General features: G+C 65.1%; 18 protein-coding genes. 4 read left to right on the forward strand and 14 right to left on the reverse strand.

Annotated features, from left to right (window positions below):
- The first annotated feature begins 22 nt into the window (after window positions 1-22).
- Entirely contained in the window at window positions 23-712 is a 690-nt protein-coding gene (locus AArcCO_RS15360) for an RAD55 family ATPase (protein ID WP_259534365.1), read from the forward strand.
- Between the two features lie 51 nt (window positions 713-763).
- On the opposite strand, the gene flaJ is transcribed toward AArcCO_RS15360, so the two are convergent.
- From flaJ to cheY, 9 genes are all read right to left on the reverse strand, one after another.
- Window positions 764-2500 carry an archaellar assembly protein ArlJ/FlaJ gene (gene flaJ, locus AArcCO_RS15365; protein WP_259534366.1) on the reverse strand — a complete coding sequence of 579 codons (1737 nt, stop codon included), beginning with the start codon at window positions 2498-2500 and terminating at the stop codon, window positions 764-766.
- A gap of 1 nt (window position 2501) precedes the next feature.
- Window positions 2502-4172 (reverse strand): archaellum flagellar ATPase motor FlaI, encoded by a 1671-nt coding sequence (locus tag AArcCO_RS15370; RefSeq protein ID WP_259534367.1) that lies wholly within the window; start codon window positions 4170-4172, stop codon window positions 2502-2504.
- A gap of 38 nt (window positions 4173-4210) precedes the next feature.
- Window positions 4211-4960, reverse strand: coding sequence for an archaellum protein ArlH (locus AArcCO_RS15375; protein WP_259534368.1), 750 nt, complete (start codon window positions 4958-4960; stop codon window positions 4211-4213).
- Between the two features lie 3 nt (window positions 4961-4963).
- Complete coding sequence (locus AArcCO_RS15380; protein WP_259534369.1) at window positions 4964-5425, reverse strand: archaellum stator protein ArlG; 462 nt, start codon at window positions 5423-5425, stop codon at window positions 4964-4966.
- Window positions 5426-5908, reverse strand: a complete 483-nt coding sequence (locus AArcCO_RS15385; protein ID WP_259534370.1) for an archaellum stator protein ArlF — start codon at window positions 5906-5908, stop codon at window positions 5426-5428.
- Window positions 5898-7484, reverse strand: a complete 1587-nt coding sequence (locus AArcCO_RS15390) for a FlaD/FlaE family flagellar protein (RefSeq protein ID WP_259534371.1) — start codon at window positions 7482-7484, stop codon at window positions 5898-5900. The genes AArcCO_RS15385 and AArcCO_RS15390 overlap by 11 nt, the downstream gene beginning before the upstream one ends.
- Before the next feature lie 97 nt (window positions 7485-7581).
- Complete coding sequence (locus AArcCO_RS15395; RefSeq protein ID WP_259534372.1) at window positions 7582-8100, reverse strand: chemotaxis protein CheD; 519 nt, start codon at window positions 8098-8100, stop codon at window positions 7582-7584.
- Between the two features lie 10 nt (window positions 8101-8110).
- Complete coding sequence (locus tag AArcCO_RS15400; RefSeq protein ID WP_259534373.1) at window positions 8111-9325, reverse strand: chemotaxis protein CheC; 1215 nt, start codon at window positions 9323-9325, stop codon at window positions 8111-8113.
- A gap of 3 nt (window positions 9326-9328) precedes the next feature.
- Window positions 9329-9685 carry a chemotaxis protein CheY gene (gene cheY, locus AArcCO_RS15405; RefSeq protein ID WP_259534374.1) on the reverse strand — a complete coding sequence of 119 codons (357 nt, stop codon included), beginning with the start codon at window positions 9683-9685 and terminating at the stop codon, window positions 9329-9331.
- A gap of 177 nt (window positions 9686-9862) precedes the next feature.
- Here cheY and AArcCO_RS15410 point away from each other — a divergent pair, with 177 nt between their 5' ends.
- Together AArcCO_RS15410 and AArcCO_RS15415 are read left to right on the forward strand one after the other, a co-directional pair.
- A complete protein-coding gene (locus tag AArcCO_RS15410) occupies window positions 9863-10168 on the forward strand; it encodes a toxin-antitoxin system TumE family protein (protein WP_259534375.1) in 306 nt (101 codons plus the stop codon).
- A 23-nt stretch (window positions 10169-10191) separates the two neighbouring features.
- On the forward strand, window positions 10192-10599 hold the full coding sequence (locus AArcCO_RS15415) for an HVO_A0114 family putative DNA-binding protein (protein WP_259534376.1): 408 nt from the start codon (window positions 10192-10194) through the stop codon (window positions 10597-10599).
- Between the two features lie 20 nt (window positions 10600-10619).
- Here AArcCO_RS15415 and AArcCO_RS15420 read toward each other — a convergent pair whose 3' ends face one another.
- From AArcCO_RS15420 to AArcCO_RS15440, 5 genes are all read right to left on the reverse strand, one after another.
- Complete coding sequence (locus AArcCO_RS15420) at window positions 10620-11321, reverse strand: DUF7500 family protein (protein ID WP_259534377.1); 702 nt, start codon at window positions 11319-11321, stop codon at window positions 10620-10622.
- Window positions 11322-11401: 80 nt separating this feature from the next.
- The gene (locus AArcCO_RS15425; RefSeq protein ID WP_259534378.1) at window positions 11402-12022 is read right to left on the reverse strand and encodes a flagellin; all 621 of its coding nucleotides are present in this window, start codon (window positions 12020-12022) and stop codon (window positions 11402-11404) included.
- 2 nt (window positions 12023-12024) lie between these two features.
- Window positions 12025-12588 carry a flagellin gene (locus AArcCO_RS15430; protein WP_259536474.1) on the reverse strand — a complete coding sequence of 188 codons (564 nt, stop codon included), beginning with the start codon at window positions 12586-12588 and terminating at the stop codon, window positions 12025-12027.
- A 338-nt stretch (window positions 12589-12926) separates the two neighbouring features.
- Window positions 12927-13208 (reverse strand): DUF7521 family protein, encoded by a 282-nt coding sequence (locus AArcCO_RS15435; RefSeq protein WP_259534379.1) that lies wholly within the window; start codon window positions 13206-13208, stop codon window positions 12927-12929.
- Between the two features lie 309 nt (window positions 13209-13517).
- Window positions 13518-15692, reverse strand: coding sequence for an ATP-binding protein (locus tag AArcCO_RS15440; RefSeq protein ID WP_259534380.1), 2175 nt, complete (start codon window positions 15690-15692; stop codon window positions 13518-13520).
- A gap of 46 nt (window positions 15693-15738) precedes the next feature.
- On the opposite strand from AArcCO_RS15440, the gene cobN reads away from it, so the two are divergent.
- Entirely contained in the window at window positions 15739-19671 is a 3933-nt protein-coding gene (gene cobN, locus AArcCO_RS15445; RefSeq protein ID WP_259536476.1) for a cobaltochelatase subunit CobN, read from the forward strand.

The following is a 19671-nucleotide window of genomic DNA, read 5'->3' on the forward strand; positions in this document are numbered from 1 at the left end:
CGGTCCTGTCGCTCGTTCGAGTATGCGCATCTCTAGTGGGGTCCCCGGGTTCGACGATATTGTCGAGGGCGGGTTTCCCGAGGGCCGGCTCTACGTCGTCAGCGGGCCCCCCGGAAGCGGCAAAACGACGTTTTGCGCGCAGTTCGCCGCCGAAGGGGCCAGGGCAGACGAGAAGACGCTCTTCGTCAGCATGCACGAGACGAAACGCGACATCATCGAGGACATGGCCGGCTACGAGTTCGGGTTCGATCACGCGGTGTCGACCGACCGGATCACGTTTCTCGACGCACTGTCCTCGGACGGTCGGCGGTTCTTCGGGCAGAAGGGCGAACGTCGAAACCAAGCCAACGTCTCGAACAGACTCACCGCCTACATCGACTCCAGGGACGTCAGCCGGGTCGTCTTCGACTCGACGATGCTTCTGCATTATCTGCTCGACGACGAGGAGGACACGGCGATCCAGTTCCTGTCGGCGCTCAAACGGACCGACGCCACGACGATTCTCATCTCCGAGATGACTGATCCGAACGCCTATTCGCGGGAACATTACCTCGCCCACGGCGTCGTCTTCATGCACAACTACCTCCAGGAGGACGGGATGGAACGGGGGATACAGGTGTTGAAGATGCGCGGCACCGACGTCGACACCCGGATCCACGACGTCGGGTTCGGTGCCGACGGGCTCGAGGTTGGGCAGGCGAAACGCCGGTGACTCAGCGGTTCTGGATGTCGACGTCCGTCCGACGAACAGCGGGCCCCGTCGTCAGATCGTCAGCAGGTTCCCCACGAGTATCCGCGTCGCGATCGCCGTCAGACAACCCAGCCACGTGAGTAGCACGAAGTGGATGTAGCCGTTTGCGGGGTTGCCCCCGTCGATCGTGCGGATCATCACCGACGACAGCACCGCATTGAAGAGGATCACCATGAGCAGGAGGAACTCGATGACGGGGATGTCGTAGACGCCGGCGTAGATGATCTGTCCGATGTCCATGTAATCGACGGAGAGATCCGCAGAGAGGTCCGCCAGGATGATGACGATCTCGAGGCCGATGAAGAAGGCGAACGCCGACGCTGCAGTGATCCCGTACACCAGCCCGATGAGCGTCACGGCCGACTGACGGCGCTGTTCGCGCAGCTGGTTGACCGCACTCATGTTCTTCGAAATCAGTTCGCCGAGCTGTTTGGGATCCCCGCCCATCTGCCGACCGACGAGATACATCTCGGAGAACTTCTGGATGAGATACGATCGGGTGTCGACGGTGAACTCCCGCCAGGCGCCCTCCTGGCTCAAGCGCATGTTGAGCCGGCGGTACAGCCGCTCGACCGACGGCGACAGCGCGCCGAAGTCCTTCTTTCGCAGGCTCTCGAGCACCTTCGAGGTGGTCGACTGCTTTGCGCTCTCGGTCGCGCCCAGCGCCCGGATGAAGGAGGGGAACGCCTGATCGCGGGCGGTGATCGCCTTCTCCTCGCGACGGAGAATGATCCCCGTAAGGAGCAGCGGCGTCAGGGGGACACACAGGTACAGCGGTTGCCGGACATCGTCGAGGAACCACAGCAGTCCGGGGAGGCCGGGGCCGATCCCCAGCAGTCCGGCCCCGGTGATCCAGATGAGCGCGAACGTGCTCACTCCCCCAACCGCGAAGGCGGCGTACAGCTGTTTGTCGCGTCTGATCCGGGTTTCGGGGTGGTACCAGATCGGATCGTACGGCGACAGCGTCCGGATCGCGAGGTAAAACCCCGCCTGCACGAACGCGAACAGCACGATAACCGCTGCGACCGTCGCCGTCGGATCCGTGCCGGTGAGGATCGGCAACACGACCGCAAACACCAGCGCGAACGTCATCGAGAGGATCATCGAGATGTACAGGTCCTTCATCACCTCGAGGTTCGCCAACGCCGACTCGTAGACGGTCTCGTAGTTCGAGAGCATCACGTCCAGTTCGGAAAGCAGGAAGTCTTCGAGCGGCTGTCCGGCGGCGACGGTGTAGCCGAGCCGGTCGAAGAAGTCCGCCATCACGTCGGAGGGGACCTCCTTCGCCCGGCGGCGGCAGGCGTCGTCGAGGCTCTGGTTCCAGGTGTCTACGAGATGGACGATCCGACCGATTTCCTCGGCTGCGACCCCGTACTCCTCCTCGTTTGCGATCGTTCGGAACACTTCCATCCGATCGATGTTCGTCGTCGACAGCACCGTCATGTGGGTCATGACGAGATGCATCTGGTTTTCGATGTGGGTCCGCCGGCTGTTGATGTACAGCTTGGGGTACAGCGCCGCCCCCGCAAACACGAGGGCGCCGACGAACGGGAAGATCGCCCGGATGGGGGCCGCGAACGGGAGCAGGAACGCGGCCACGACAGTGCCCGCAAGAAGCAGCGTCGACGGGAGGAGCACGTAGCCGACGTACTGCTGTTTCGGGATGTCGATCTTCTCGTAGGAGTCCAGCAGGTCCTCGGTGAACGCGACGGCGTTCGCGATCGTGGATCCTCCCTGTGACGTGGCCATGTTAGACGTTCCGGTGCATGTCGAACGGTAGCCCCTCGACGCCGTCGCGCTGGAAGGCGTCGATCGTCTCGTTCACCTCGTGGTAGCCGAGGATCCCCTCCTGGATCATCCGCTCGACGAGTTCGGCGCGGAACGCCAGGTCGTCGTAGATGTCGCGGGTGTCGGCGTAGCCGAGCAGCGTCGCGATCTGCTCTTCGAGCACGTAGGAGTTGTTCATTCCCTGGAAGACGATCTCGTCCTCGACGGGGTCCCAGGAGAACACCTCGCGGGTGATGACGCCGTCCATCTGCTTCGAGTAGCCCTCGATCTCCTGGACGCTTGTCACTCGGCGCAACACCTGGTCGCCCTGCTTGACCCGGTTTTGAAACAGCGCGACGTCGGCGTTGTCCATGAACGTCTCGGGGACGTTGATCGGGTCGGAGGTGAACCGCTGGATCATCGAGACGATGTCGGAGGCGTGGAACGTCAACATCACCGGGTGGCCGGTCTGGGCCGCCTGGAACGCCATCCGCCCCTCCGCGCCGCGGACCTCCCCGACGATGATGTAATCCGGACGGGAGCGCAGCGCCGCCGCCACGAGGTCGAACATGTCGACGTCCGAGGAGCCCTCACCGGCCCCCTCACGGGTGAGCAGCTGCTGCCAGGTGTTGTGCGGCGGGATCACCTCGGCGGTGTCTTCTGCGGTGTAGATCTTCGAGTCGCTCGGGATGAACGACAGCGACGCGTTGAGCGTCGTCGTCTTCCCGGAGGCGGTCTCCCCGACGACGAAAACCGTCTGTTCGTTCTCGAGACACAGCCACAGGTACGCTGCGAGCTCCGGCGAGAGCGTTCCCCAATGGGTGATCTGGTTGATCGACAGCGGGGTCTCCTGGCCCTGCCGGATCGTCAGCGACGGCCCCTTCAGGGAGACGTCGTCGGAGTAGATGATGTTGATACGCGAACCGCCCGGGAGCGTGGAGTCGACGATCGGATCCGAGTCGGAGACGGGATCGCCCATCCGTTCGCCCATGTTTCGAAGCCAGCTATCGAACTGCTCCGGGCTGCCGAAGTCGATCGTCGTCTCGAGCATCCCGAACACGTCGTGGTCGACGTGACACTCGTGGGGACCGATGACGTGAATGTCCTCGTTCGCTGGATCGCGCATCACCGGTTCCAGCGGGCCGTAGCCGACGATATCGCGGTTCAATCGATATCGGATGTTCTCGTAGGTCTCCTTCGACACCGAGACCGTCCCCCAGTTGAGGGCCTTCTTGACGGAGTCGAGCCGGCCCGACTGCCGCGGTTCGACGTGTGTCACCTCCTCGAGTAACTCCTCGATGAGATCGTCGTACTCGGTCTCCGACTCCGGGGCAGCGTGTTGCCCGCTCACGGTCAACAGCTCGTCTTTCACCCGGTCGAGCACCTGCGACTCCGCGCCGGAAAGCTCCGGCTCGATGGCGTAGTACTTCGTGTCCTGCCCGATGTCGCCGTACACGTGACAGTAGATCGGCCCCCCGACCGGGTAGAGCACGTTCGGCCGGTCGGACTCGTACTCGTCTTTCGCCTCTTCGATGAACTGCGGGAACTCGCCGGTGATCTGCTTGAACTTCCGCAGGTGGTCCCGGAGGTGGGGCCGCCGCATCGCTGCCTGGCGGAGTTCGTCCGACGGTTTGGTCGTCCCGTGTTCGGTCATCGGTGGTTCGTTTCGTCGTTCTCGTCAGGTTCGGTCGGTCACGCGACGCTTCTGCTCTCGATTACGATTCCGGTCCCCGACCGGACGGAGTAGCCGATCGTGTCGCCGACCTGCTGTCCCATGCCCGCAAACCGCTTGACGCTGATCTGCCGGCGGACCTCGTTTCCGACCTCGATCATCTCCAGCTGCAGGAAGACGTCGGCGATCGCCCGGAACGGGCCGATCGCCTCCTCGTTGACGGTCGAGGGGTCGAACGTCAACACGACTACCTTCCCATCCGAGATAATGTCCCTGAAAAAGGAGATGATCTCGAGGGCGGCCTGCCGCTCTTCGTTTTCCCGCACCAGCGCCTCGAAGGTCGGATCGTTCCGGAGGATGGCGTCGAAGGTGTCCAGAAAGACCACGTCCGACTGCCACATCACCTCCGCCTCCATCAACCGCTTGAGCAGTTCCTTTCGTTCGCCGTCCCCGTCCGAGAACGCCCCGCCGGAGTCGAAGTCGGCATGGAGGAACAGCAGCTGCTCGTTCAAGAGGGGCTTTACCACGTCGTAGGACAGCGAGTGCATCTGGTCGATGAACCCCCGGACGGTGAGTTCGGTCGACAGGACGGTGGCCGAGGCGCCCTCCTGGAGCAGTCCGTAGGCGAACCGCTGTGTCATCGCGGACTTTCCGGCGCCGTAATCTCCCTCGATCAACACGATGCTTCCACGAGGGATCCCGCCGCCGAGTTCCTTGTTGAGTCGGTCGTGATCCTCCAGGCCGAGCGACAGCAGGTTGTTCCGTCCCATAGTTCATTCCACGTGTCGGAACTGGAACGTCTCTTTCTCGCCGTTGATCGTCAGGTGGACCCGGTGGTCCCCCTCCTCGAGTCCCGTCTGAATATCTAGTCTGAGCACCTCGCTCCGGCTCCACGCGTCGTTCGGGCCGTTCACCACCTCCGTCTCGAGGTCGTCCGGCAGGACGTACTGTCCGTTGACGAGTACGTCGAGGTTCGTCCCGTCGGACGGTAAGGGCTGCGTCCCGGTGTTTTTCACGAGGAGCGTGAGCGTCTCGTCATTCGGGTCGTACACCTCGCTCCCGGAGTCGGAGATCACGGTGATGTCGGTCCGCAGTTGCTCGGATGCGTCGAGGCTGTTGTCCTCGAGTGCGGTGTTCACCCGATCGACGCCCGTCACCATGGTCCCCACGACTCCTGCGGCGATGACGAGGCTCGCGATGAAGATTACCATGTGGGAGATGGAGACGCTCGCCATCTACGCTCCCTCCTCCAGTTCGACGTCGCCGCCGACGGCGACGCCGTACTCCGTGACGACGGTGATCCGGTCACCCTCGCTCACCTCGATCCCGTCCACGTCGACACTGATCTGTAGCGTCTCGCCGGGGAGCCACAGCTCGGTATCCGCGTCGCCGTCGCCGCCGACGTCGCCGTCGATGGCGGTGTCGTCGCCTCCGACCGCAACCAACTCGTTGTCGACCACCAGCGACGTCTCCGGGATCGCGAGCCCGACGGTACCGGTGTTGTTCGCCTCGACTGTGAGTGTTTCCTCCTCGTCGTCGTAGACGGCGTCGACGAACTCCAGGTCGGTGTTTTGCGCCTCCAGGTGACGATCCTGGAGGTCGCTGTTTGCGGTCGCGACGCGGTCGAACCCGTTGGCCGCAACCGGGTACAGCGCCCCGACGACGACCAGGAGGCCCGCAAAGATGATCGCGGTGGACGCCGAGACGCTAATGCCCATCGCCCCACCCCCCGGCGTGCGGCTCGGACTGGCCCGCACCGTTGCCGGACCGAGCGCCGCCGGAGGCGGAACTCCCGCCGCCCGCCCCCGGCCCACCGAAGGCGGCTCCGCTCCCGAGTTCGTCCCACCGATCGAGCAGCACCGAGTGGGCCGTCGCCCCGTTCAACTGCATGATGTATCGGAGGCTCTGTGTGTGGTGTTCGCGAGTGAGCACGTCGGTTCCGGGCTGATCGACCAGGTTCAAATCGACCCGACCGAACCCCGAAAGGAACTCGCGAAGTCCCTCGGCGACCTCCGGGGTGATCCACTCGATGCGCTCGTAGTAATTGACTGCCCGCACCGCGTCGGTGACGTCGGCGTTGGAGACTAGAAACTCCAGCCACTCCATCACGACGAGATCGCCGACGTAATCGCCCGGCAACGAGGTGAGGTACGGCTTCTCCTGGTTCGCCATCCCGCCGGTGCTGACGTACTCGAATCCGTCCTCGCCCCGTCGTCGGTTTCGCTTGCCGGCTGCCGCCGGATCCCGCCCGTTCTCCGGGTCGAACCCCTGTCCCGCCGGGGACGAACGCGGATCCTGTTTCGATTCCGGTTCGGGCCCGGCCTGTGGATCGGGCTCCGGTTCGGGCTCCGGCTCCGGTTCGGACTCGAACCCGGGCTGTGGGTCGGGTTCAGGTTCCGTTTCGAACGCCGGCTCCGATTCCTCTTCCATCTCGTTCGGGATCGGCTCGACCGACACTTCGTCGTCCGCGTCGGCTCCGTCGGCGGGATCGTCTTCCGCGCCGACGTCGTCGGCCCAGTCGGCCTCTCCGGCGTCGTACTCCTCCTTTAGCTCGCTGAAACTCTTGCCTTCGTCGTTCATGTCGGTCTCCGTGGTGTCGCTGTCGGTCGTGTCCGATTCCTCGTCGAGATCGTCACCGAGCGCGTCGTCGAGTTCGTCGTCGAGTTCGTCGTCGGGTTCGACGACGGATTCGTCGAAGAACTCGTCCGCCTCCGCGCCGGCGACTGACTCGTCGAGTTCTTCCGCTTCCTCTTCGGCGCCGGCGTCGTCGAACAGCCCGAAGTCGCCGCCCCCGCCGCCGGCGCCGTCGAACCCCTCGTCGTCGACGAACGGGTTGATCCCCCGGGTCACCATCTCGTAGATGTCCAGCAGGTTCCGGACGTCCTCCTCGATGTTCTCGACGGTTTCGGAGATCTCCTCGTTCTCCGAGCGGACCGTCGAGACGGTCGAGGAGAGCGTCGCGACCTCGTTTTCCAGTTCGTCCAGCCGGTTTTCCAGTTCGTCGGTGTCGGCCCCCTCCTCGTCGAACTCGCCGCCGAGTCCGTCGTCGAAGTCGTCGAACTCGCCGCCGAGGCCGTCGCCGAACTCGTCGCCGCCGAGGCCGTCCCCGCCGAGGTCGTCGCCACCGAGGCCGTCGTCGCCGAACCCTCCGTCGTCGCCGAGTGGGTCGCCGTCCCCGTCGTCGCCGTCCTCTCCGTCGAGGAGACGGTCGAGGATACTGGCCCCGACGAGTCCGAGCGTGGCCGCCAGCCACGCGACGGTCGGCGCGGCCACGACCGGCGTTTCGATACCCATTACCTGAGCAGACCGCGCACGCTCACTTATATGCACCCCCGCAGCTATCAACAGTGATATTCGTTGTCGGCGACAGTACTGACTGCCAGTTTCCCACTTAAAGTGTTCGTTCGAATCCGTCGGCGGCACGGACACGGAGCGATCCGTCGGGTTCGAACCGGATCGTCCGCCCGACGTCGCCGCCGACGTCGGAGCCGACGATCGGGATCGACCGCGCCTCGAGTTCCGCCTTCGCCGCCTCGACGTTCCGCGGACCCACCGGATCGTCGCCCAGGTCGATCATCTCGCTGCCGCCGACGAGCCGAGCCTCGAGCCCGGTCGGGTCGCCGCCGGCCTTCCGGATCCGGTCGAGCAGGCTCTCGATCCCCGAATCGACGTACTTGGCGGCGGAGGCGGTCGGCGGCGCCTGTGCGTCCCGGTCGGGCAGCATCGCGTGGAGCAGTCCTCTGGCGTCGGTTTCCGGATCGTACAGGGCGACGGCGACACAGGAGCCGAGCCCGCTCGTGGTCAGCGTCTCCCCGTTGGTCGCGACGGCGTGTTCGGCGATCCCGACCGCGATACGTTCCGGGCCGCCGTGAACTCGCGGTTCGCCGGGCGGGGTCGGTCGTCTGGTCACGGTCGGCGCCTCACCGTCCTTCGAGGGCGGACAGCGCGGCGGCGAGCTCCCGTTCGTTCGGGAGCGCGTAGATGTCACAGGTCGCCGCCACGCCCGCGGTTTCGATGGTCGCGTCGATCACGAAGCCGTACTCCTGTCGCCGTCCGAGTCGGGTGACAAGGGGACTCATCACCGCCGAACCCATGTCGTTGACGTAGTTCGGCGGGGTGTGTTCGATCGTGGTTTCGAGCACGTTTGCCCAGCTGTCGATGAAGCCGCTGGTCATCACGTTCCCCAGCTCCGAGAGGGCGTTTTGCGCCATCTCGCCCAGCGGCTCGCCGGGCTCCATCGGCAACATCGCCCCGGCGATCCGGGCGGCGTCCCGTTCCTCGAAGAGAATCGCGAGATACCCCCCGATGTCGCCCTCCAGCTCGAAGACGGTGCCGGCCCGGCGGGCGTCGCCGATCTCGGTCGGGAGATCCGAAAGCGCGACGAACCGGAGCCGGCTCACCTCGACGCTGGTGTCCAGTCCCGTCATGGCGGCGACGTTGCCGGCGGCGTTCTCGGAGCCGCGTTTTGCAAGCGACGCGAACGTCGACAGCGACTCGTAGGGGATCGACGTCGTCTGTTGCCCGTCGGCGTGAGCTGTGGCGTCAGCGTCGGCGGACGCTTCGGCAGCCGGCCCGACAGGGGTGGGAGAGCTGTTCAACAGTTTCCGGAACGGATCCGACTCCGGAAGCATGTAGATCGCAAAGCCCAGGTCGTCCGACAGCGCCTCCAGCCGGCTCTCGAAGAGGAACACCCCGTCGTCGGCCTGTGCGCCGTGGGGGAGCACGGCGGCACCTTCCGCCTCGATGTACCGGGGTGGGGTCATGTCGATGCCGGTCTCGAGGTAGTTCGCCCAGCCGTCGAGGAAGCCGCCGAGTGCGATGTTGCCGAGTTCGGAGATCACGCTTTTGCCCATCGACTCCCCGCCGGGCAACAGCGCGGTCACCTCCTCGGCGGCGTCGGCGTCGAACGCGAGGACGGCCTCGCCCTCGATCCCGCCCCGGAGGCCGACGCTCACGCCGACCGACTGGCGGTTTTTAAAGGAGTCGGCGAGGTCGGCGCCGGTCGCGAGACTCGCGCCGGTGACCTCCACCCGGAGGTCGGTGCCCGTCAACTCGGCGAGCGCGCTTGCGGCCCTGTCTGCGCCCCGATCCGCGAGCCGGCTGTAGGCGCCCAGCGCCCGGACGTCGATGCGCATCGATCAGACCGCCGCATTGATGGCTTCGAGGACGTTGGGCTTTTGAAACGGCTTCGTGATGTACCCCTCGGCCCCGGCCTTGATCGCGGCTTTCATCTTCTCCTCCTGTCCGACGCTTGTGCACATGATCACCGTCGCGTTCGGATCCGTGTCGGTGATCTCGCTCGTCGCTTCGATCCCGTCGCGGATCGGCATCACGATGTCCATCATCACCAGGTCCGGGTCGTGTTCGCCGTACAAGTCGACGGCTTCGACCCCGTTTTCCGCCTCGCCGACGATCTCGAACTCCCCCTCGAGAATCTCCCGGAGCAGGTTGCGCATGAACTCCGAGTCGTCGGCGATGAGCACGCGCGTAGCCATACCCGGAGTGGCGTCCGTCCCACACTTAATCGCTCGCCCGCGGTTCTCATCGCTGAGAATCGCTGACTATAGAATTAATCGTCACGAAACCGTGGGTGTGCAGGGAGAGCTTCGCGCGAGGGTATGTGGAAACGTCCATACGTTTATGGGTATGGAGAAGACAACATAGGTTGTTGGATGGCGTCTTACACCACCATCGCAGACTGGCAAGCTGTCGAAGCCGGTTACGTCGTCGACGTCACCATCCGGAAAACTGAAGACGAGACGTATCCGAGCGGATGGAACTACAGTCTCCATCTCGGGAAAATCGGTGGGGACACCGTTCTTCGATACGATAACGCTCACGAACGGGTGAAGGGTCACGAGCGTCACACCAGGGAGAGCGTCGAAACCATCGAATTTCCGGGGATGCTATCACTGTATCATCGATTCAAAAGAGAATGTGAAGAGTTGTCCCCTGTAACGTGGGACTGGCAGGAGTAGGACGTCTCCAGGAGGAACACACCATGGCCACGCTCAAAATCACCGTCGGCGAACGAGACCGTCTCGATCAGCGAACGCAGCGTCGTATCGAGGCTGTCCAGGAAGGAAACGAACTCGAGGACACACAGCCAGTGCTGAACTTCGACACGTATGCGGAACTCAGTCGCCTCTTGAGTCCCAAGAACCTGGAGCTGCTGGAGGCGATATCCGCACACGAACCGGAGAGTATCCGCCACGCTGCCGAACTGGTGGATCGGGACTACAAGCAGGTCCATCGAAACCTCTCCGAACTCGAAGATCTCGGGGTCATCGAATTCGAGGGAGGCGGACCCGGGAAGGCGAAGAAACCGATCCTGGTCTACGATGCCCTCGAAATCGACATTCCGTTCGCCAGTCGGAACGATCCCAACGCCGGCGCCGCCGCACCCTAACAGTCCGGTTCCGCCTGTCGCTATCGGTCGTCGCGTCCGTTCCCTTCACCGCCTTTATTACCCCTACCATCCCCCTCGATCCGGAGCCCGCCGTGGGCCTCCGCCACGGCGAGCAGGTCGGCGATGGAGTCGTCCGGCGAGAGATCGTGGCGTTCGACGTACCGCAGCAGTGTTCCCGGAGGGTACTGGACGGGCGTTTCGGCGGCCGCAAGCAGGATGCCGAGCGCCTCCGGCGGCGGGGCGTCCTCGCCGACGTTGCGGACGAACCACGTCACCAGGGTGTCGAAGGTGGCGGTGACGTCGTTCGAGACCATCCGGTGGCGGACGACGTCGTCTTCGGTCGACAGCGTCGCGTCGAAGCCGTAGCCGAAGCCGTCGTTTTGAAACGAGGCGGCCAGCCACCGGCTCACGTCGCCGGCGGTGACCTCCTGGCGCCGGGGATCGGGGCGGGAGCGGTTCCGGGTGGTGTCTCTTGCGTCGCCTGTCCCGTCGTCCGCGTCATTCCCGTCGTCGTCGAGGTCGTCGAGTCCTTCCGGCGGCACGTTCGGCGGATCGTCGCTGGCGGAGACGACGTAGCGCCCCTCGTCGAGCTCCTCGACGCGTTTGTCCTCGCTGAAGTCGAGGTCGTCCGGGTCGAAGGCGGGTCCCTCCTTCTCGTCGGCGTCGGGCGGGATCCGGGCGATGTCCTCCGGATCGAGGGGGGACTCGTCGTCGTCACTCATCAGGCGGCGGTTCGCGGTGAAAACGAATAGGTGTTTGGGCGAGTCGGTCTGGTCGGCCGTAAAAATCGTGTCCGGTGCCGTTAGAGGATTACTGCCTCGCCCTCCTCACCGAACAGGTCCGGTGCGTTCAGCGTCTCCGAGGTCGTTGCCGAGGACGGGGCGACGATGTCGAGTTGGGCCTCGTCACCTTGGCCGAAGCCAGTTAGTGAAGTGCTCGCATCGGGACTGATGATTATCGTGAACCTATCGTTGTCGATAACAGCTTCGGATCCACCTTCAACCCACTCACCATCAGAGTCTTGGACTCCGAACTCTCCTTCTTCGAGGTCGTCTATGCTGTTAATATCTGTAGATGCGTTGGCCACGAGGTTCTCCTGGCCCTCGGGACCGACCACCTGAATGGTTGTTTCGTTCAGGTCGATCTGGTCAGCGCCGGCCGCATTAGTGACACTCACGTTAATTGATTCCAACCCCTCGCCACTACTGTCAACAATACCAACGGAACTCACGACCTCGATGCGATCGCTGACCTGTTGAGTACTTTCCTGCCCCGTTGCCTCTGCTTGCGTCTGGAGGAACCCGGCGGTGTTGATCAACACGCCGGCGGCGATCGCAGCGACCAGCACCATCGCGATGAACACGATGAGCGTGCCGATCCCCACCTGACCACGTTCCTCCTTTTCGAGGATATTTTCGAACATTGTTATAGCCTCACTGAGCTGTCATTTTCTGTAAGGGTCGTCGGCACTCGGATCTCGACCGTGGTTGTTGCACCAGCATCAGTGGTGAACGTCACGGTGAGATCTTCACCTTCGTCAAGGGCCCCACCGTAATCATCAGTCATACCTAACGTGATCTCGGCCCGATCGCTGCTATCGGTGAGAACGAAATTGTCCACCCCACGGATATTATCAATGTGGTCCCCCTCATCCAATTCAAAGACGTACTGTCCCTGCTCTCCAGTAAGTTCGACAGTAGTCTCGTTGAGGTCAATGTCGTCGGATCCGGGCGCCTGTGCGACCACGAATGTGAGTTCGTCTATGCTGTCGCCCCCTTCGACATTACCTGACTGACTCACTACCTGCAACCGGTCACTGACCTGTTGTGTACTTTCCTGCCCCGTTGCCTCTGCTTGCGTCTGGAGGAACCCGGCGGTGTTGATCAACACGCCGGCGGCGATCGCGGCGACCAGCACCATCGCGATGAACACGATGAGCGTGCCGATCCCCACCTGACCGCGCTCTTCCTCTTGCATGAATTCGAACATGGTTTTCGTTCGGCCCGCGGCTTTCTCCCCCGCGGACTTACTCGAAACGAGCATCAAGGGAGTGTTAAAAGCCCCGTCCAAAATATCTCTCCTGATAAGAGTACGCTGTCTTGCGATTTCGGTGTGATTTTACCCCAACAACCATCCGTTTGTGGGCCGATTTTTTGCTTCTGGTTTTCAGCAGTGAAAATTGGAGACCCTCTCGAAGCGAACTCATCGCGGTTTTTCTCGCGAGAGGGTCCGAAACCGGAGAAATCCCAATTTCTGGCCCGTTTAATCGGTGGTTTATCGGGGTGGAGAGACGGCGACACGGAGGCGGCTCGAGACGGCGGCACTCGTCACTCGTGGACGATCAGGCTGTACACGACGAAGGTGAATCCGGAGGCGGTCAACCCGCTGTTGACCAGCAGTAACGACCGAACGCTTTCGAAATCGGTGACAAAGGCGCTTATCGTAGTCGCAATCGCCGCGCCCACGACCAGCGTGAACCCGATCGAGAGGTGGACCATCGACTGTCGGTGTGTCTGGGCGTACGCCCGGATAGCGAGCCAGACCATGGCCAGGCCCGCCGCGACGAGCGCCGCCGTGGTGGCCAGATACAGGCCTTCCACGAGTTGCATATCTACCCGTCGCTCCACCGACCCAATAAATCTCAGGGCCCATCTATCACGTCCGATAACGAACGATCGATGGGCTTTCGATCTGTAATGTGTCGTTAATAGTGCGTTTAATAAGCAATAGTCTTTCTATTTTAAGGCCTGTCAAATCGGTTTTTCATTCTACTTAAACCCCAGATATAAGGCGGTTTTTTCTCAAAACGGATTATTCGTCCCCCGAGATAGTATTGTATACTTAACACACGTTAAAAGAACGGGAGTCGAAACGTCATTTACCGGCTGACCCAGAGGCGATACACTACGGCAAGACGACTACCGATCCCGGTGGACCGATTCCGCGGCGTCAGTGACGCGCTCGGCCGACAGCTCCGCGAGGGGAATCCGCCGACCGCCGGTTTCGGTCTCGATCACGTCGACCAGCCCGGTTCCCCGCCCGGTCCCCCGTCCGTTTCCGGATTCCTCGCTTGCGTCGACGACCAGCGTGTCGACATCGGCCTCGGCGAGCCCCCGCGCGGCCTCCCGAGTCCGGGCGGTCGGGCTGCCGTCGGCGACGTTCGCCCGGCCGTCGGTGACCACCACGACCAGGCCGGCGTCGGCGTCCGATCTGGCGACCAGCCGCCGGGCGGCATCGAGCCCCGACGGCAGGGGGGTTCGGTCGCCGGTCGGCAGTTCCTTGAGGTGCCTGGCGGCGAGGGTGACACTGTCGGTCGGCGGCAGGAGGACCTCGCTCTCCTCTCCCGCGACGGCCACGAACGCCACCCGATCGCGGTGCTCGTAGGCGTCCTGTAGCATCGACAGCACCACCCCTTTGGCGTCGCGCATCGCGGCGCGCATCGAGGCGCTCGCGTCGACGACGAACACCACGAGCGTCCCCGCGGTGCCGCTCTTCACGGAGGTTTTTAAGTCCCGCTCCGTCGGGGTGGTCCGCCCCTCGGCGGCGGCGGCCCGGATCGAGGCGGCGGCGTCGACGGCGTCGTCTTCGCCCGCGGGTTCGGTTCGCACCCGCGCCCCTCGGGCATCCGTCGACTCCGACACCCGGGCACGGGTACCGTCCCGGACCCGGGCGGTTTCGGCGGTCGGCTCGACACCGTCCGGTCGGTCGGCCCCTCCGATCTCCGCCCGGGCCTCGCCGGGGACGATCGGCGTCGCCTCCTCGGTTTCGTCCGACTCGCCGTCGTCGTCGCCGTCCGGATCGTCGTGACCGTCTTCGTCGACACTGCCTTCGGTAGCCTCGTCGCCAGTTGGTGCTTCCTCCGTGAACCCTTCACCGACGTCGGGGGACGATCCCTCTCCACCCGCCGGGTCGCCGCCGTTGTCGCCGCCGTCGCCGTCGGCCGCCCCATCGCAGTCGTCGCTTTCATCCGGCCCCGTGCGTTCCCCCTCACTTCCACCGTCACCGCTCTCCGATCCGTCGCCGCTCTCCGATCCCTCACCGCTCTCCGATCCCTCACCACTCTCCGATCCGTCGCCGCCCTCGTCGTCCCCGTCGAAGTGATCCTCGAGTACGTCGTCGACGTCGGGATCGTCCTCGAACGGTCGACTCTGTAGTCGGTGGGAGAGCGCGAGCCGAGCCGCCTCCCGCAGGTCGGGTTCGATCACCTTCCCCCGGTCGTCGAGCGCGGCGAGCGTCCGGGCTGTGTGGGCGATCGCGATGTCCCCCCGGTGGCCGTCGACGCCGGCGTCCCGACAGAGTTCGGCGATCTCGCGTTTGAATCCCTCGGGTACGGACACGTCGTCGAGTCGATCGCGCGCGCCGAGCAGACGCTCCCGCTCGGCGTGGGTCCCCTCGCGGTAGTCACCCTCGAACCCTTCGGGCGCGGCGTCCCGCGAGAGCGCCCGATCGATGATCTCGACCCGGGCGTCGACGTCGCGACAGCCCGTCACCGTCGCCTGGAGCGCGAACCGGTCTCGGAGCTGTGGCCGGAGGCTCCCCTCCTCGGGATTCATCGTCCCGATCAGGGTGAACTCCGCCGGATGCGTGAGGCTCACGCCGTCCCGCTCGACCCGGTTGACGCCGCTTTCTGCGGCGTCCAAGAGCACGTCGACCAGGTGATCCTCGAGCAGGTTCACCTCGTCGACGTACAGGATGCCGCGGTTGGCCCGCGCCAGCAGGCCTGGATCGAACTCCGCCTCGCCCTCGAGCGCGTCCGCCACCGACAGGGTCCCGACGACGCGCTCGCGGGTCGCTCCGAGCGGCAGCGTGACGAGCGGGATCGCCCTCGTCTCCACCGGCGGATCCTCGCGCGTCCGGCAGGACCCACACTGGCGCGCGGAGTCGTCGGGCGGACAGCCGTACGGGCAGTCCGCGACCGCGCGTTGCTCGGGAAGCAGGTCCACGAGCCCCCTGACGGCTGTCGACTTCGCGGTCCCTTTCTCGCCGCGGATCAACAGTCCGTCCAGCGCGTCGTTGGCCGCGACGGCCAGAAGCGCTCGCTTCAACTCCTCTTGCCCGACGATCGCGGGGAACGGCGTCCGGTGGTGAGCCATGTCGATATGAAATCTTATTTGTAGTACCTAAATAATGCTTTACTAAATCGTGACGACGATCGGGCTGTACACGGCGACCGAAAACGAACTGGGCGCGGTCGGCGAGGCGGCCGACAGGCTCGCGGCCGGCGGGCACGGGGAGATCCGCGAGGACACAGCGTCGATCCGGCTTTCGGTCCGATCGAAGGGCGATTTGCGCGAGGAGACCGACATCTCGGCGTTTCTCGCGGAGCTGGAGTCTGTCGACGCGGCGGTGTTCTGGCTCCACGGCGGTCCCGAGAGCATGCCCGGCTACGACCGCGCGGTCGAACGGCTGACCCGGGCCGGGGTGCCGCTGGTCGTGGTGTCGACCGGCGGCGGTACCGACACTGAGTCCGTCGGTGACGCGACGGTCGCCGACGCCGACCGCGAGCGCGTGGCCGCCTACCTCGAACGGGGAGGCGTCGTGAACGTCGAGAACTGCTGTCGGTACCTCGCGAGCGAGTACGGTGACTACGAGGGCGGCTACGACGATCCCGTCGAGCTCCCGACGGAAGGCGTCTACCACCCCGACTATCCGGGAGTCACCTACGAGGAGCTGTGCGAGTTGCACGATTCCGGAGCGCCGACGGTCGGGATCTGGTTTTACGAGTCCCACTGGATCCACGCCAACACGGGGTTCGTGGATGCGCTCGTCCGCCGGCTGGAGGCGCTGGGGACGAACGTCCTGCCGGCGTTTTGCGTCCCGGTCGCCGGCGAGGAGGACCGCAAGGACGCCGAGTGGGTCGCGCGCAACTGGTTTTCCGGGGTCGACGCCGTGATAAGCACGTTCGTGTTCTCGCTGGCGATGAACGAACGCGGACGGGACGCGATCGAACCCGGCGGCGAAGACGGGTCGAGGGCGGCGTCCGAACTCGAGGAGCTGTTCCTGCGAGAGCTCGGTGTTCCCGTCCTGCAGGCGATGACGACGAAACGCTCCCGCGAGGCGTACGCGGACGCCGACACCGGCGTGTTGGGGTTCGAACTCGCGCTGTCGGTGGCGCTGCCGGAGTTCGACGGCCCCATCGTCACCCATCCGATAAGCGGGAACGAACCGGTCGACGTCGAGGCGGGGATCGGTACCCAACCACGACGTCACCTCCCGATCGAGAACCGGATCGACCATCTCGCCCGCCTGGCACTCAACTGGGCCCGGCTCCGGCACCTTCCGAATCGCGACAAGAAGATCGCAGTCGTCCTGCACAACTACCCACCCAGCGACGACGGGATCGGGACCGCGTTCGGGCTCGACACGCCCGAAAGCGTCGTCAACCTGCTCCGGGAGTTCGACCGTCGCGGATACGACGTCGGAACGGTGCCGGAAGACGGCGCGGCGGTGCCGGAAGACGGCGCGGCCGTGTCGGAGGGCCGTACGGGGGTACCTGAGGACGGCGCGGCAGTGATCGACCGCCTGACGGCCCAGCTCACCCTCGACGGCCGGTGGATCGACCCCGACGACGTCAGGGAGGCGAGCGTCGACGTCGTCTCGCCCGACCGGTACCGAACCTGGTTCGACGGGCTCGACGGGCGCCTGCAGGAGCGCGTCCGCGAGGAGTGGGGCGAACCGCCGGACCGGCCCATCGCCATCCCCGGCTGCGAGTACGGCAACGTCCTCGTGACGGTCCAGCCCCCCCGCGGGTTCGGGATGGACCCCTCGAAAGTGTACCACGACGCCGACCTGCAGCCCCCCCACGAGTACGTCGCCTTCTACCGGTGGCTCCGGGAGTCGTACGGGGCCGACGCGGTCGTTCATCTGGGAACCCACGGCAGCCTTGAGTGGCTCCCCGGGAAGACGGTCGGGCTCGACGGCGCGAGCGCCCCCGACGCCCTGATCGACGACCTGCCGAACGTCTACCCGTACGTGATCAACAACCCCGGCGAGGGGACGCAGGCGAAGCGGCGCTCCTACGCCGCGATCGTCGACCACCTCACGCCGCCGATGCGCGAGGCCGGCACCTACGACGACCTCACAGAGCTCGAGGAGCTGGCCCGCGAGTACCGGGAGGCCGGCACCGAACGCGAGGGTCCCCTCGCCGACCTCGTCCGCGAGCGTGTGACCGAACTGGATCTCGGGACGGAGCTCGGGATCGGCCACGGTGCGGGTCCGGACACGGTCGAGGAGGTTCCGATCGACGACCTCGTCGAGTCGATCCACGAGTACCTCACCGACGTAAAGACCACCCAGATACGAATGGGGCTGCACACGCTTGGGGAACCACCCGCAGGCGAGCGGTTCGTGGAGTACCTGGTCGCGCTTACCCGGATGGAGAACCCCGGCGCGCCGAGCCTCCACCGGAGCGTGGCCGACGCCCTCGGGCTCGACTACGACCGGCTGCGGGACTCGCCCGGCGCCTACGACGAGAGGCTCGAGATGTACTGCTCGGAGGCGATCGATTTCGTCGGCGAGGTCGCGACCGAGCTGGTCGAGGAGCTCGCTCGAACCGAGTTCGACACCGCGACCACGGAGTTCGACACCGCGACCACGGAGTTCGACATCGGACGGGTTGGGCGGAACCTCGATCCGTCGCCGTGCGACCTCGGCCTCGACTGTCCTGATCCATCCGAACACGACGACCTCCGGACGGTTCTCGAATACGTCTGCGAGGAAGCCGTCCCGCGGGTCCGGGGCGCGAGCGCCGAGATTCCCCGAATCGCCGACGCACTCGACGGGGGCTACGTTCCGCCGGGGGGCAGCGGCGCGCCGACCCGCGGGGGCGTCGACCTGCTGCCCACCGGACGGAACTTCTACACGCTGGATCCCCGGAAGGTGCCAGCCCGGCCCGCCTGGGAGGTCGGCCGGGAGGTTGCCGAGGGCGTCCTCGAACGGCACCGCGATGAACACGGCGAATACCCCGAGGAGATCGGCGTCGTGGCGTGGGGGACGCCCACGGTCCGGACCAGAGGGGAGACGATCGCACAAGTGCTCGCCGCGATGGGCGTCGAGCCGGTCTGGACCGACGCGGGGCGAATCGAGGGCGTCGAACCGATCCCGCTATCGGAGCTGGATCGTCCCCGCGTCGACGTGACGACGCGCGTCTCCGGGCTGTTCCGGGACGCGTTCCCGGCGGCGGCAAGCGTGATCCACGAGGCGATCGACACCGTCGCCGACCTCGAGGAGCCCCACGATCGCAACTACGTCAAAAAGCACGTCGAGGAGGACACCGCGACCTACAAGCAGGAGGGACACGACGCCGGGACGGCCAGGGAGGCGGCCGTCCGGCGGGTGTTCACGACCGCGCCCGGCGGCTACGGCGCGGGAACGAACAAGGTGCTCGACGAGGCCGACTGGGACGACCGGTCGGACCTCGCGCGGGCGTTCCTCCAGTGGGGCGGCTACGCGCTCGACGAGGACGGCGAGGTGACGGAAGCCCACGACACCTTCGAGCGTCGTCTCGGGGGGATCGACGCGACCGTGAAACTCGAGGACACCGACGAGCAAGACGAGTTCGACTCCTCGGACTGGTACGCCTTCCACGGCGGACTCGTCGCCGCCGTCGGCGAGGTGTCGGGGAGCGACCCCGCCTCCTACGTGGGCGACTCCAGCGACCCGGGTGACGTGCGGGTTTACACCAACGAACAGAAGGTCCGCAAGTCGATGCGGACCCGGGTGTTGAATCCGGACTGGCTCGAGAGCATGGAGGAGCACGGCTACAAGGGCGCCGGCGACCTCGCGACGACGGTCGAGGTGACCCTCGGGTGGGACGCGACTGCGGACGTCGTGAGCGATACGCTCTGGGAGAACGTCGCCGAGGAGTACGCGTTCGACGAGGACCGACGGGAGTGGATGCGCGAGGTCAACCCCTGGGCGCTGTCGTCGATCACGGCGACGCTGCTCGAGGCGATCGATCGGGAGCTGTGGGATGCCGATCCGGAGACGGAAGACAGGCTGCGCGATCTCAATCTTTCGGTCGAGGGCGACCTGGAGGCGAGGGCAACCGACGCGGAGCTGTCGAGACACTAA

The sequence above is a fragment of the Halalkaliarchaeum sp. AArc-CO genome, from assembly GCF_024972735.1.
Taxonomy (GTDB): Archaea; Halobacteriota; Halobacteria; order Halobacteriales; family Haloferacaceae; genus Halalkaliarchaeum.

What these genes read in the sequence shown, in the direction of transcription:
- AArcCO_RS15400 (WP_259534373.1), bottom strand. Translation starts at nt 9,325, where the DNA reads ATGCGCATCGACGTCCGGGCGCTGGGCGCCTACAGCCGGCTCGCGGAT.
- AArcCO_RS15370 (WP_259534367.1), bottom strand. Translation starts at nt 4,172, where the DNA reads ATGACCGAACACGGGACGACCAAACCGTCGGACGAACTCCGCCAGGCA.
- AArcCO_RS15410 (WP_259534375.1), top strand. Translation starts at nt 9,863, where the DNA reads ATGGCGTCTTACACCACCATCGCAGACTGGCAAGCTGTCGAAGCCGGT.
- AArcCO_RS15380 (WP_259534369.1), bottom strand. Translation starts at nt 5,425, where the DNA reads ATGGCGAGCGTCTCCATCTCCCACATGGTAATCTTCATCGCGAGCCTC.
- AArcCO_RS15435 (WP_259534379.1), bottom strand. Translation starts at nt 13,208, where the DNA reads ATGCAACTCGTGGAAGGCCTGTATCTGGCCACCACGGCGGCGCTCGTC.
- AArcCO_RS15430 (WP_259536474.1), bottom strand. Translation starts at nt 12,588, where the DNA reads ATGTTCGAATTCATGCAAGAGGAAGAGCGCGGTCAGGTGGGGATCGGC.
- AArcCO_RS15385 (WP_259534370.1), bottom strand. Translation starts at nt 5,908, where the DNA reads ATGGGCATTAGCGTCTCGGCGTCCACCGCGATCATCTTTGCGGGCCTC.
- AArcCO_RS15415 (WP_259534376.1), top strand. Translation starts at nt 10,192, where the DNA reads ATGGCCACGCTCAAAATCACCGTCGGCGAACGAGACCGTCTCGATCAG.
- flaJ (WP_259534366.1), bottom strand. Translation starts at nt 2,500, where the DNA reads ATGGCCACGTCACAGGGAGGATCCACGATCGCGAACGCCGTCGCGTTC.
- AArcCO_RS15360 (WP_259534365.1), top strand. Translation starts at nt 23, where the DNA reads ATGCGCATCTCTAGTGGGGTCCCCGGGTTCGACGATATTGTCGAGGGC.
- AArcCO_RS15420 (WP_259534377.1), bottom strand. Translation starts at nt 11,321, where the DNA reads ATGAGTGACGACGACGAGTCCCCCCTCGATCCGGAGGACATCGCCCGG.
- AArcCO_RS15440 (WP_259534380.1), bottom strand. Translation starts at nt 15,692, where the DNA reads ATGGCTCACCACCGGACGCCGTTCCCCGCGATCGTCGGGCAAGAGGAG.
- AArcCO_RS15390 (WP_259534371.1), bottom strand. Translation starts at nt 7,484, where the DNA reads ATGGGTATCGAAACGCCGGTCGTGGCCGCGCCGACCGTCGCGTGGCTG.
- AArcCO_RS15425 (WP_259534378.1), bottom strand. Translation starts at nt 12,022, where the DNA reads ATGTTCGAAAATATCCTCGAAAAGGAGGAACGTGGTCAGGTGGGGATC.
- cheY (WP_259534374.1), bottom strand. Translation starts at nt 9,685, where the DNA reads ATGGCTACGCGCGTGCTCATCGCCGACGACTCGGAGTTCATGCGCAAC.
- AArcCO_RS15375 (WP_259534368.1), bottom strand. Translation starts at nt 4,960, where the DNA reads ATGGGACGGAACAACCTGCTGTCGCTCGGCCTGGAGGATCACGACCGA.